Source organism: Paenibacillus sp. RU5M (genome assembly GCF_900221055.1).
In the GTDB taxonomy this organism is placed as follows: Bacteria; Bacillota; Bacilli; order Paenibacillales; family Paenibacillaceae; genus Paenibacillus; species Paenibacillus marchantiae.
The window spans coordinates 276927-290546 of sequence record NZ_OBQM01000003.1 but is presented as its reverse complement, the minus strand read 5'-3'; the positions used below and the strand labels follow the sequence as shown (position 1 = coordinate 290546).

Annotated in this window: 12 protein-coding genes and 1 pseudogene; 4 read left to right on the top strand and 9 right to left on the bottom strand. The window is 47.1% G+C overall.

What is annotated here, in order from left to right; translation table 11 throughout:
• Positions 1–218: 218 nt before the first annotated feature.
• The 3 genes and pseudogenes from CRO25_RS11930 to CRO25_RS11920 form a co-directional block, all read right to left on the bottom strand.
• Positions 219–473: pseudogene (locus tag CRO25_RS11930) on the bottom strand (polynucleotide kinase); the annotation flags it as partial.
• Positions 457–1263: a nucleotidyltransferase domain-containing protein gene (locus CRO25_RS11925; RefSeq protein WP_079695126.1), complete on the bottom strand. Its 807-nt coding sequence runs from the start codon at positions 1261–1263 to the stop codon at positions 457–459. The pseudogene CRO25_RS11930 and the gene CRO25_RS11925, both read right to left, overlap by 17 nt.
• 24 nt (positions 1264–1287) lie before the next feature.
• Positions 1288–2781, bottom strand: coding sequence for a TROVE domain-containing protein (locus CRO25_RS11920; RefSeq protein ID WP_079695125.1), 1494 nt, complete (start codon positions 2779–2781; stop codon positions 1288–1290).
• A gap of 435 nt (positions 2782–3216) precedes the next feature.
• On the opposite strand from CRO25_RS11920, the gene CRO25_RS11915 reads away from it, so the two are divergent.
• A complete protein-coding gene (locus CRO25_RS11915; RefSeq protein ID WP_079695124.1) occupies positions 3217–4572 on the top strand; it encodes a YafY family protein in 1356 nt (451 codons plus the stop codon).
• Positions 4538–5413: a WYL domain-containing protein gene (locus CRO25_RS11910; RefSeq protein ID WP_257018572.1), complete on the top strand. Its 876-nt coding sequence runs from the start codon at positions 4538–4540 to the stop codon at positions 5411–5413. The genes CRO25_RS11915 and CRO25_RS11910 overlap by 35 nt, the downstream gene beginning before the upstream one ends.
• Positions 5414–5564: 151 nt before the next feature.
• Here CRO25_RS11910 and CRO25_RS11905 read toward each other — a convergent pair whose 3' ends face one another.
• The 6 genes from CRO25_RS11905 to CRO25_RS11880 form a co-directional block, all read right to left on the bottom strand.
• A complete protein-coding gene (locus CRO25_RS11905) occupies positions 5565–6062 on the bottom strand; it encodes a hypothetical protein (protein WP_079695122.1) in 498 nt (165 codons plus the stop codon).
• 134 nt (positions 6063–6196) lie between these two features.
• Positions 6197–6937, bottom strand: coding sequence for a hypothetical protein (locus CRO25_RS11900; protein ID WP_079695121.1), 741 nt, complete (start codon positions 6935–6937; stop codon positions 6197–6199).
• Positions 6934–7632, bottom strand: coding sequence for an ABC transporter ATP-binding protein (locus CRO25_RS11895; protein ID WP_079695120.1), 699 nt, complete (start codon positions 7630–7632; stop codon positions 6934–6936). Before CRO25_RS11895 ends, CRO25_RS11900 begins: the two co-directional genes overlap by 4 nt.
• On the bottom strand, positions 7625–8035 hold the full coding sequence (locus CRO25_RS11890) for a GntR family transcriptional regulator (RefSeq protein ID WP_064640316.1): 411 nt from the start codon (positions 8033–8035) through the stop codon (positions 7625–7627). The genes CRO25_RS11895 and CRO25_RS11890 overlap by 8 nt, the downstream gene beginning before the upstream one ends.
• Positions 8036–8224: 189 nt before the next feature.
• Complete coding sequence (locus tag CRO25_RS11885; protein WP_079695119.1) at positions 8225–9091, bottom strand: aldo/keto reductase; 867 nt, start codon at positions 9089–9091, stop codon at positions 8225–8227.
• A gap of 35 nt (positions 9092–9126) precedes the next feature.
• Complete coding sequence (locus tag CRO25_RS11880; protein WP_079695118.1) at positions 9127–9696, bottom strand: STM3941 family protein; 570 nt, start codon at positions 9694–9696, stop codon at positions 9127–9129.
• Between the two features lie 343 nt (positions 9697–10039).
• On the opposite strand from CRO25_RS11880, the gene CRO25_RS11875 reads away from it, so the two are divergent.
• Positions 10040–12040 carry a S9 family peptidase gene (locus CRO25_RS11875; protein WP_079695117.1) on the top strand — a complete coding sequence of 667 codons (2001 nt, stop codon included), beginning with the start codon at positions 10040–10042 and terminating at the stop codon, positions 12038–12040.
• Positions 12041–12391: 351 nt separating this feature from the next.
• The gene (locus CRO25_RS11870) at positions 12392–13603 is read left to right on the top strand and encodes a MalY/PatB family protein (RefSeq protein ID WP_079695116.1); all 1212 of its coding nucleotides are present in this window, start codon (positions 12392–12394) and stop codon (positions 13601–13603) included.
• The last annotated feature ends 17 nt before the right edge of the window (positions 13604–13620 follow it).

The following is a 13620-nucleotide window of genomic DNA, read 5'->3' as shown; positions in this document are numbered from 1 at the left end:
GATTCCAATGACCACTTGCTTACTATTAATTATTACCCAGAATGGATTGGAAACATATAGGGCTTTAGTTATTTATATTAACGTTAAAACTCCTAATTTTAATTATCTTGAATGAAATATTTTGACGAAAAATAAACAAAAACAGGCTTGGATATACCAAACCTGCCCTATTACCTTGCATCCAAAGGAATCAGAAGTCTCATGCTTCACCGATTCTATTACAAACGTGGGTCCACCGGTTCAGACTCCAAAGCCAATGTTGCGAGCACACATTCATGAACCCTTTCCACAGGCTCCATGCGCACAAAACGCTCGATTCCCTCCATACCCAAGGCACTTTCCATCAGAGCGTGGCGCTCTTTTTTGGACGTTTTGCGTTTGCTGAGCCGGGACAAATTGTCCGGTGCGAGGTAATCCATACCGTAAATGATGTGCAAATACGCACGACCTCGTACTTTAATCGCAGGTTGGATCCCACACCTCTTGCAGCGCAAAACGGAAGATCCGGTCCAATTCTTCAAATTGAATAATCTGCTCATTCTCCATCTGGCCGGCCAGTCGTTCAAAATGCTCGATCTTCTCCGCTAAGAAAGTCTGTATTGCTGGCAACTGCGGCTCCAGATCCAGTTCCTCGCCCGCCTTTTTCCGGCGTAGTAACTCATGAATCTCCGTATACAGCGGTGTAGTCGCAGGTACAAGTTCTTGCACCAGCTCTTCAAATGCCATCGGCGGCATCGCATCATAACGTTCGATCCAGCCACAGGCGAGCAGTGGGCGCAGCACATAGAAATACTTTTTGATCTTCACCTGTTCACCCTGCAAATAATCTCGGAAGTTTCCCTTCGCCATATTCAGATAATGGTACATACAGGACTTTGGCGAGAAGGTCAAAGGCGACAGTGCACGAATATGCTCTGCCACGCTGTACGGTTCGTCATACTGAATCGGGGATTGCAGCCACTCCAGCAGTGGTGGATTCGACTTGCGAAACAGCTTCAAGGCTTTGCGCAAATCCCAACCATTCATATCGAGCTGATCACTGATTGGGCGTTCGATAACATCCCTTTTATCCTCAATGGACAAGTACCATTCCAGCGGTCTCACATACAGAAAACGAACATCATAATCGCTGTCCTGTGAAGGAAATCCCCATGCCCGGCTGCCCGATTCACAGGCATAAACGATCCGTACCTGCTCCTCCTCTTCAATCTGCTTCAGTTGCTGTCTAATCGTATCTCTCATTTCTTCATGAACATGAGTCATCTCTGTGGCCTCCACATTTCCAATTTAAATCTCTATCTCTCTCACCCGGTTTGCAAGTGTATCATATCCCGCTATAGTCTCAGCAATATACGTCAGTACCGTTTCACTCCATCCATAGATATAAAAGGTTTTGCCATCCCGTGGCGGTACCATTGCCTGCTGATAAGGTGCAATATCCACAATAAATACTTTCAGGTCCGGATTCATCATCCGGCGATAACGTTCAAGCTCAACATATAACGGACTTCCTTCGTTCTGCTGTTCATCGGTAATCATAATGATCTGATCCACTTTTTCTCCGATATCCCGAAGCTCTCGTACAGGCCGTCCCGTGTCGGTTCCACCTTGTGCGCGAATCCGGTGAGCTTGGGAAAGGATGCTTTCATCCATCTTGGGACGAGCATCTTCAACCATATGGTCGAATAACCAGAACAGCGAGTTGCCTCGTGTTTGTTTATATAGCGCCAGTGCCAGCACCGAACCAATTCGCAAATAATCCCCTTGCATGGAACCGGAGCGATCCAGGAAAATGGCGGTTCTTCCCGGCAGCGATGGCAGGTTGCCAATCGATAGCTCCACCGCTTCCCGCAAAGCATAGCGCAGCTCTTCTCTTGCGATCATTTCATACGCACTGGCGAATCGAAAAGGTAAGATGCGCGATTTACGCAGGGCTTCCGCATCCGTTAGACGGCCCGTTACGTAATCAATATTTTTCGATTTCTCAAACACTCCCGCCCGATCCATTGCATTCAGATGACGTAACAATGCAAAGGTCGGCATCTGGGACATCAACGCCTCCCATACCGTACGTGTCGGCTGCATGATCGATGTGACCACGGTATACGGCAGTTTGCCTTTTTCAATCAGATGCATCCGACTTGCCGGGTTTGGAGTAGCTTTCAATTTTTCTAGTGCCTGCAACTGCGGCAGGTCTGTAAGATCCACTTCATGTCCTCGCAAATAACGGAACAGGGATTGTTGCTTCATATCTGTCGGCTTGGGGTGTGCTGTAGCGATCATATCGCCCAGACTGTATCCACGACCGCGCCCGTTGTATTTGATCGCCCAATACTCAGTGATACCGTTCAAAAATTGACTCACCTGGCGCTTCACCGCTCGACCGCCCTGTCCCCGACCCGTTCCTCTTAGAATCGTCAGAAAATCGGCCAAGTCAGCCGGTGTCTGTACAACCTTGGAGAATACCTTCGCAAACTGATCCGGGTCCACCTTAGACAGCAGTGCCAATCCGTATAGAGGCTGTAACCGCATCAAACCTTCATTACGAGCATAGACCAGCGCCCGCGCCATAAACCCTGCATCGACCTCAGCCATCTCCTGATGACTGACCATCGCATCATCCATCAGTTGCTGTGTATCTGCATAAAACGTATTGTTCAATGTATTGGTCATTAACATCTGTATATATTGTTCCTCCACCAATCGCTCATAGGCTCCGTAGCCCCCATGATTACGTGTCGTTGGCTGAGGTTGATTAAACAATTGTTTTGCTCTGCTCATCACTCATGACCTCCCGGTGTGAGTCTATTTACTGATATTCCATAATAAAATGTTCCGAGGAAAAAGGTGGGAAGGTATAATACCCGCTCTACCGCTGAGCTACACCGCCATGAACGGCGGCGATTGGATTCGAACCAACGACCTGGTCGATTAACAGTCGAAGTAACCCTCCCTGGCGCCTCGGAACCTTGATCCGCAGAGTTTGTTGCTGTCCCGCTTCACAACCTTATTATGCCTCACACGTCTGCACGCGAACATGGCGAAAGTATGGCGACCTCCATAAGTTTAAAATGAAACCAGCCACTCATCCTGATACAATGTAGGGATATAGTAAATGGGAAGATCACGAATGTTTCTATATATCGCAGAATTGTTCTGCCAACATAGTCATCCACTATATCCGCCTGACTCCAGGCCACCAAGGAGTGAATATTCATGGCTAAAGAAAGCTTTGACAAAGAAATTCAATTTCTGCGCATGTTGTCCCTGACAAGTGGTGCGTACAACCGTAAACAGTATGCCGAACGACTCGGCATCTCCGTACATACATTTGATAAAACCCAACGCAGATTAAAAGAAATCATGCAGACCGTCACTGACCAACGATCAGGCTCGGAACAAAACAAAGAAATGGCGGATCTCGTTCGCTTCCAATATGGGGAATCTGCAGAACCAATGCTGCTCTTCCTCTTTCGCGCCAAGTCGATGAAAGAGACTGAAGTTCAACGACTTTCCGTTCTTTTGCATACCCTGCATGATCAAGCTTTAACCGCAATGGAATTACTGGATGCCTGCTGCGCTGAACTTCCGGAGGAACTAGCGCTGCCTGACGAGAAGACCATTCGGTCAGATCTGAAGTATCTGGAAGAAGTGGGGGTGATCCGCAAGGAACCTGGCGGCAGGCCTTATCGTTACCTTTTGCAACAGGACGTACTTACGGGTCTAACCGTGGAAGAACAGCTGGAGCTGTATGATTTTGTGGATATTATGGCAAACACCCAGGTTCCGTCCGTACAAGGGTATATATTGCGGGATAGTCTCAAAAAAGCCATTGGCGCAAGTTATCCCCAGGAAGAAGCCACCGAGCCATTCATATACAAGTACCACTATTATTCACGCATTCTGGACGAAGCACATCTGTACACTCTGCTTAGTGCGATTCGCCAACGAAAACATATCCAGTTTCTATATTATTCACCCAAAAAACCGTCCAGCTACAGCTCGCAGAATACGAATCCACGCTTTGAACGGGAAGCAGGCGGAAGATCCAACCGGATCGTACCACTTGAAGTTGTCTATGACCATCAGTATGGCCGCTGGTATGTCATTGGATATCAGGGACGCCGTGGCTTTGTGAAATTCCGGATGGAAGGCATTACACAGCTGGAGGAACAGGATTCGATTGAAGAAGAATATATGCTCGAATTGAAGCAACAGTGGGCCGAAATCAGCCGCTACAGCTGGCTGGTGGATACGGGGAACACCGTAACGGTTCAAGCCCGATTTTTCCATCCTCAGGACGGCCAGCGTAACTTCATTTTGGATCGGGTTCGTTTGCAAGGCCAATGGGGAACGATTACGCCCGAAACGGAACATACCTTCCTGTATGAAATCCAGGTCAACGGTATCACCGAGATTAAGCCGTGGCTTCGGAGTTTTGGCTCAAGCTGTGAGGTGATCGCTCCACTGAGGCTGCGTCAGGAGATGATTAAGGAATGGAAGGAGATTGCGCAATATTATGAATCTGTTCGAGAAGATGTTCAACTACCAGATGATGACGAGATTGAATGAAACCGGACTGTTCACCTGGACATCCCAGGAACGGGCCTGGCTGCGCATGATGCTGAATCACCCTGCCGCACCAGAAGCACTGCATCCTGATACGTTGCACAAAATGCATGATATGCTGGATGCAGAGCAAGATCTGGACCTTCAGGATTACCTGACCGAAAAAGCCAAAAGTGAAGAAAACAGTGTCTTTCATCCGTTACTCAAACCATTACGGCAGATGATTTTGCATCATCAAGGGTTTCGCTTGACAGGGCGTGTACGCAATGGACGAATCGGCCAGGATCAGTTTGGATACCCCTACAAGCTCGAATATTCCATGGTCAAAAAAGAATGGTACGTACTCTGGTATGCTCCACTCTACAACAAACTGATGTCCACCAAGCTGCACAGCATCATTACCGCGGAAGCTCACCCGCTTCAACCGGAAACTGCTTCTCAATATGCTGCCAAAATCGCGATTTTAACGGAAAACCGGAAGACGACCGTAACGATCGAAGTGCTGCCGGAGTTCAATCAGGAGTTGTCGCGAATTCTGTATGCCTTTTCCTGCTTCGAGAAGCAGGTCGAATTTGTGGAAGCCCAACAGACGTACCGCATTGAACTGACCATTCCGCGTAATGAGATGGATTACGTACTGTCCAAAATGCGTTTTCTGGGCAAACGGGTACGGATTGCAAACAATGCTGCGCTTCGAGAGCGAATGTCCGAGACAGCCGCCAAAGTATTAGCACGCTATGCGGAAACCGAGCTTGAAGCAATGCCTGAACGGACTTCTGGAGGAGTACGGAGCCACCCCATTGAAAAGCCATTCGCCAATGCAGACGACAGTGATTCTGCATAGCTCATGTTAGTTGTGATTCGTTAAACGTCCGACTTATGCAAATGGGAACGAATAGAGCGTGTTCGTTTCATTAGAATAATATAATACAAAAAGGGCTGTCCCCCGTTATGCTAACGACCTAAGGGACAGCCTCTTTGTTCATATGTTTTCTCTACGCGCCACTACCGGCAGCCGAGTTCCTTCTTTTATTAATCGCATGCACACCCATCACAACCGCTATCAATTCATACGTATCCAGATGTTCTGATTGGTTGTCTAACACAAATGTGCCTGAACCGAACCAGCCACTTGTACGCCTGAAGCTTGCCACAACTTTACCGCCCATCCCGGTGATATCATATTCATTTGAAAACGCCGGAGCGGAGACATCATACACACCACGCGGTCCTGCATCGTACTCATACTTCTTACTGAAGAAACTGATCCTCGCCCGTAAGACACCCCATTCCCTTCCATCGGCTGAGGTTACATCCCAACGGTTACTTAACATGCGGAATTTACCACTGCAAATGAGTCCCGAGTTATCGAATACATCAAGCGATGAACCAAAGGCACTTTTCAAATCGAGATGACCTGCCTGTTCCTGTTCATGGTTCATAATCTCGGTGTACCCTGCATTAAAGAAATTATCTCTGAAATAGAGTTCCATGAAACCCCTCCCTTACAAGAAATAAACCTTCTCCTTTATTGTAAAACGACATATATCCCTATTTACGTATAAGAAATGGGAATTGCTTCAAATGAAAAATCTGCCAGCTAAACTGCAGCTGACAGAATTTTAACTTATACTTCTACTTTTTTATTATTCAGATACACGGCAACGCCAACCAAAATTACTGCCACAATAATTTCAAAAATGATACTTGCCCACGTTCCATCTGACCACATGATTCGATTGGACATAATGGAGAGCCCTGTACTTTTTTCCGTTACCTGAAATAATTCATCCGGGTTAAAGCGCCCCGAGAAGATGGTATTCTCCAGCCAGCTAATGACATTGATTAGTACGAAAAATGCGACGATACTAATCCACGGTCCTGTTTTAAAGCGGAAGCTGCCTCCAATCGAAATGGAGAGGAAGATGATTATGATACAGAACAAAGCTACCCACCAGAAAAACAATAGCAACGAAACAATCTCCGAAAGATGAATGCCCGAATCGTTCATGTAGCTGGTAAAGTTAATCCCTGTGTGTGTTGCATTGTAAATAAAATAGTGAATGGTGGCAACAGCCAGTAAACCCAGCCCACAGAGTGTTCCGAATATGATAGGAGACAAGACGTGAGACAATCCCGTTACCGGCACAAGACGGCGATTATACGAACGGATGTTGGACCAATACGTTTTGATCATTTTCACATAAATGGACACGCCTACTCCCACATATGCAATAAAACCTATAACACTTCCTGTTATATCTGACACGAAAATTGCTAGCCCAATTTGAACGATAATTAATACGGCTAGCCAAGCCAATAATGTATCCCAATTCCTTCTAAAGTCATACTTCAGCAGTGTCATCATTCCGCATAGACCTCCTTGAACATCTCATCCACACTTTTACCGTACTTGAGACGCAGTGTCTCCACTTCTTCCCGCATCACCAGCTCACCTTCACGGATGAAGATCACTTCATCAAAAATTCGTTCGATATCCGTTACGAGATGTGTAGAGATGATCAGACTGCTGTCTTCGTCATAGAACTTCACAATCGCATCCAGAATTTTGCCCCGAGCAACCGGATCTACCCCGCCAATCGGTTCATCGAGCAGATAGAGACGAGCCTTACGGGAAAGAGACAGTGTTAGTTGCAGTCGTTCATTCATACCTTTCGACAAATGTCTTACCTTCTCTCCCTCTTCAAGCTTCATGAAATCAAGCATCTCTCTCGCTTTGGCTTCATCAAAATCAGCGTAGAAATCGCGGTAATACGCAATCGCGTCCCGTACCTTCATCCAACTCTCGGTTAATGGGCGGTCCGGCATAAAGGATACCAGCGACTTCGTTTCCAAACCTACCGCTTTTCCCGTAACACGAACATCTCCACTGCTGGGGTGCAGAAGCCCTGCAACTAGCTTCATCAAAGTGCTTTTACCGCTACCGTTACTGCCCAGCAGACCTACAATTCGGCCTGGTGCGATATCAAGCGTGATGTCATGAAGAGCTTTCTTGCCGCCATACGTTTTGCTTACATGGTTCATCTCAAGAATATTACTCATTCACTGTTCCTCCTATTCCATCGCGATGCAGTGATTGCTTTCCTTCCGCAACGGCATCAGCGACGATATTTACGATATCCTGTTCTTCGATGCCCAGCTCCTGCATTCCTGTCAGAAAACGCTCCAGCAATTCACCAGCCATCTCTTTTTTGATCGTCATAATTTTCGACTCCTCACTTGTCACGTATCGACCCAGACCTCGCTTGGTTTCAACCACTTCTTCCCGCTCCAACTCCTGAAATGTTCGCTGTACTGTATTAGGATTGATCTGTAATTCGGCCGCGAGCTCACGAACCGAAGGAATTTTATCGCCTGCCTTAAGTGTCCCGGTCACAATCTGTCTTTTGATGTACTGCATAATCTGCAGGTAGATTGGCAAGTTGTTGTCAAATTCGATGCTCACAATGTCCTCGCTCCTCTCTGTATCTGTGTGTTAGTTACATAGTACACTAGTGATTTGTTGTTGTAAAGCCCATTTATTTAAAATGGCTCCAAATGCAAACAAAAGAACAGATCCTCAGATCTGCTCTTATTACTCTTGATTCTTCCAATTACGGTCATTGTATGATGTAATCGGTCTTACAAGAAGTTACTATACGATATCCAAAGGCACTTTACCCTTAGGTGCAGGGAATGCCTCATTCAACCGAACAACTTCATCTTGAGTCAAAATAACGTCCATCGCCGCAGCATTTTCTACAACATGATTCAGCTGTACAGCTTTCGGGATCGCCAGTATGTCTCCATCCCTGATAACCCAGGATAACGCAATTTGCGAAGGACTGACTCCTCGATCCTTGGCAATCTCACGGATGACTGAATGCTCCAACAATTCTTTACGAAGCCTGCCACCTTGGGCCAGCGGACAATAGGCCATAACAGGAATACGGCGTTCCCTCAACCAGGGAAGAAGCTCGTATTCAATACCACGAGAAGCTGCATGATACAGCACCTGATTCACTGCACAATGCTGACCAGCTGGAATGTTCCATAGCTCCTGCATGTCCTCTGTATCCAGATTCGAAACACCCCAGCGCAGAATCTTGCCTGATTGTTTCAGCTGTTCCAGAGCTTCAACCGTCTCTTCCAACGGCACACCTCCACGCCAGTGCAGCAGGTACAGATCCAAGCGATCTGTACCCAGACGCGAAAGGCTGCGCTCACATGCGGTAATCATCTGCTTCCGATCCGAATGATGAGGATACACCTTGGATACCAGGAATACATCATCACGACAGTCTTTTATCGCCTCACCAGTGACCTCTTCCGCCCCGCCTTCAGCATACATCTCAGCCGTATCTATTACTGTCATTCCACGTTCAATACCATAACGCAGTGCCTGAACTTCTTCTCTCCGACTGGATTGCTTCTCACCCATATACCATGTTCCCTGTCCGATTGCAGGCAGTGTTGTCCCATCGGGTAGCTGAATCGTACGCGTCTGATTTCCTTGTTGCATCTGTACTCCTCCAATCTGACAATATTCCTCATTATCTATTCATTATTAAATAGATCAAAGCTACTTCCTTCACTCGCCCTTTCAATCGATTGCTTCCAACGCTCCACCATCATGATATACAACTGGTCCAGTGGTAATGAGAGGCTGTTCTGGGCAATGCTTACCGTAGCATCGACCATGCTGCTGTTTACCGTCATTAATTTGCGCTTCATCCCATTCTGACGATCCAGAAACGCTTTCTCGTCCCACAATTTAACCCCAATCATCTTCTGTCCCATAAATTCATACATAAAAATATTCTCAACATCTTTCCAGGCAATTAACCCTCCTGATGTGTAAGAAGATGAATCCACAAACCCATGTTCATCGACAACAAAGGAAGGTTCCTTCTTAATCATCTTCACCAGGCTGTAGCAGAGACAAAGCCCAAAAAATATAATGGAGAACAAGCCTATAACGGAAGAAATGGCAGATCCCTTGGCTGAAGAACCATCAAACATCAAAAAAAATCCGGCTGCTACAAAAAGTGCCGCCCCCACTGTAAGCCATGCCATTCGCTTCCGGCTCGGGTATTCCACGTGCTGTTGATCATAGGATGTGGACAAAGTGATGCTCCTCCTTCATGGTGACTGAGACAAGAATGATCTATATAAACGGGGTACAGCTCATTAAATGAGCTGGATTACCAAATATACCTAAATAGCATTGTTCATTAAACAGATTCAACTGACATTAAACATCATTTTCAGACAGCTTTTCGTCCATTTCATGACTATTCAACATTAGGATTCGTCATGCTTCTAATAATTCCTTTCGAGCACAGGCGATATTGTTAAGAAATAGGAGTACGTTCGTTCAGAATCGTGTTGTCCTGCCTCATGCTTTCCGTTAATATAAATGGAAAGGTTAGGAAATTAAAACAATCTGATCGTGGTGGGAGGACAAACAATGAAGAGTCTGCGCGGCATAACATCGGAAGATCTTTTTCAGATTACATGGGTTAATGATCCAACTCCGTCTCCTCAGGGCGGACAACTGGTATATGTAAGTCGGAAAACAAACGAAGCACGAGACGGTTATTCTTCTCACCTGAGACTCCTTAACCTGGAGAACCAGAAGGACAGAGCTTTCACATCCGGAGATAAGGATCACGCTCCTGCTTGGTCGCCGGATGGTTCACAGCTTGCTTTTTTACGAGAACATGAAGGCAAAATACAAGTGTGGCTGATCGCTTCAGATGGTGGAGAAGCACAGCAAGTCAGCCATTTGAAGCACGGCGTTAGCTCCCTGCTCTGGTCACCGGATGGGCTCACTTTGCTTGTTAAATCATCTGTGGACATGAGCGAAAAAGACGAAGATGAAACTGAAGACATAGATAAAAAACTGCTGAAAGAACTTGTCGTGGATCGAATTCGAATGAAATCTGACAGCGGTGGATTGTTTAACGGTCGACGAACCCATCTCTTCCGTGTTCCAACTGAAGGCGGAGAAGCGATCCCTGTAATCACAGGCCATTATGACGTCGGGGACTATGTGTGGTCGCCGGATGGGGAGTCCATTGCCTGGATCGCTCAGTTTCCGGAAGAAGGCGAGCAGCATAACGATTACACCCTGACAAACCATGTGTATCGTGCCAAGGCTGACGGATCTGACGTGCAGCAGTTGACTCCGGAAGGATACTCTTTCGGCCGGCTGACGTACGCACCTGATGGACAATCCCTTGCACTGCTTGCCAGCGACCGTTCCTATGGAAATGCTACGTTGGTCAAGCTCTATACCCTTCCGATCTCAGGCGGCCAACCCGTATGTCTGAGCAAGGATTGGGATGTACAGATCAATCATAGCCTCGTTGGTGATATGCGCTCACACTTAACTAATACGGGCCCGGCATTCAGTCGTGATGGTTCATCCATTCTCTGTCTTGCTACTATCGAAGGCAGTGTCCGGATTGCCCGATTCGCACGAGATGGCAGTCATGCCGAATACATCTTGCCGGACGAGAAAGAGTTCTATCAGTTTGCTGAGCTGGAAAATGGACAGATTGTGGCAGGCGTAGCAGACGTACTTCGTCCTGGTGATCTCTTTCTATATACTCAACCTGATGAAGTTGGGGCCGTGCCTATACAATTGACCCATAGCAATCCTCAACTGGATGAAGAAATCCAACTTAGCACACCCGAGACCTTCTGGTTCGATTCCTCTGATGGCCTGCGACTGCAAGGCTGGATGCTGAAACCGGCTGGTATGGTGGAAGGAGTCAAAGTCCCAACCATCCTTGAAATTCACGGCGGTCCACATATGATGTATGGCTTTACGTTTATGCATGAGTTCCAAATCCTCGCAGCACAGGGCTATGCTGTTGTATATATTAATCCAAGAGGTGGGCTCGGATACGGGCAGCAATTCGTGAATGCCTGCCGGGGTGACTATGGCGGTGGGGATTATCGTGATCTGATGGAAGCCATGGATTATGCGGTTTCCCGATATCCGTTTATCGACGAGTCCCGTCTGGGCGTCACTGGCGGCAGCTATGGTGGCTTCATGACTAACTGGATTGTTGGACATACTGACCGTTTCAAGGCAGCCGTCACTCAGCGTTCCATCTCTAACTGGCTCTCGTTCTACGGAGTCAGTGATATTGGATTCTTTTTCACGGAAGACCAGATTGGCGGTAATGCATGGGATGACACCGAGAAGTTATGGAAACATTCTCCGCTTGCATATGTGGGTAATGTCAGCACGCCGCTGCTGATTTTGCATGGTGAGCAGGATCTGCGTTGTCCGATTGAACAAGCTGAACAACTATATGTTGCCTTGAAGCGACGCAAACAGACCACTCGGTTCGTTCGTTTCCCGGGAGCCAATCACGAGTTGTCCCGCGGAGGTCACCCGCACTTAAGGGTACGTCGTCTGGAGCATATTGCTGGATGGTTCAATGAGCACCTGTAACGCCATCATAAGATCATATTTATGAAATAAAAGATAAATATTCTTCCTCTTGCTACCTATGTCTGCCTGAGCGGGAAGAATTCAGGATTAGCAAAAACCACCAGTAGAAGCGGTCATATCATGACCTTCTCTGGTGGTTTTTTGCTGTTTGGACATATGGAAATGGGAAGGTTATTGCGTTACTATCCGTGCACAACCTCGAATCATTGTTATTACATGAATAAAATCCTGGATACAGCCCCATACAAAATGGAATCCATCCGCTGTTACAAGTTGCGAAATCACCAAATTTATTAGATAATAATCTGTCGATTGTAGTCGAAGGAACGGATTTCAAGGGGGATTTAAGCAATGAGCAAGAACAATAATCATACATTTGACGAGCCGATTAGTCGGCTCTCCACGGGATCAGAGAAATGGGATGCGCTTGAGGAGATCTTTGGCGTTGCGGATGCACTCCCCATGTGGGTTGCTGATATGGATTTCGCCGCTCCACCATCGGTCATTCAGGCGTTGAAGACTCGAATGGAACATGGGATTTTTGGCTATACGGTGCGAACAGATGCGTATCATGCAGCGCTATCGGGATGGATGGAGCGACGTCACAACTGGAGCATTAATGATGAATGGATCGTATTCACCCCAGGTATTGTGCCTGCACTCAGCATTGCTGTACAACGGTTCACCAAACCGGGAGATGCAGTAGTAATTCAGACTCCGGTATATGCACCCTTCTATGATGTGGTACGTGGTCAAGGCAGAGAACTGATGACCAATCCATTGGTGGAGAACGATGGACATTACTCCATGGATCTGGAGCATCTGGAATCCTGCCTGAAGACGGGTGGCGTCAAAATGTTAATTCTGTGCAGTCCTCACAACCCGGTTGGACGGGTATGGACTCGTGAAGAACTTCAAAGCCTTGCTGCACTATGCGTGCAATATAATGTACTCATCGTCTCGGATGAGATTCATGCCGATCTGGTCCACCAACGCGGTGCGCATACACCAATGGCCCTTATTTCTGATGCTGTCGCTGATCTCAGCATCATCTGTACAGCACCAAGCAAAACGTTCAACATTCCAGGTCTCTGCACCTCCAATATCATCATTCCAAATGCCAAGCTACGGGAATCATTCATGCAAGGTGTGAAAACGATGGGACTTGCCAACATCAGCACGTTGGGAGCAGTGGCAGCAGAAGCGGCCTACAACGGTGCTGAAGAATGGCTGGATGACTGTCTTGCCTATATCCGCGGAAATATGGAATACGTGCAGGAGTATGTCACGGAACATATGCCGCAAATCGGAATCCGGCTTCCAGAAGCGACTTACCTGCTGTGGATGGATTTCCGAAAGTTGAATATTCCGCATGCGCAACTGTGTACGATGCTGCTCAAGGAAGCAGGACTCGCCTTCAATGATGGAAGTATCTTCGGAGCGGAAGGTACAGGATTCATGCGCATGAATGTGGCCTGCCCACGTTCAACAGTGGAAGAAGCCATGCGCAGATTGTCTTTGCTGGTGAGCAGGCTGTCGGACGATAAGTTGAATTACGTTTAAAGTAAATTAAAGACGCT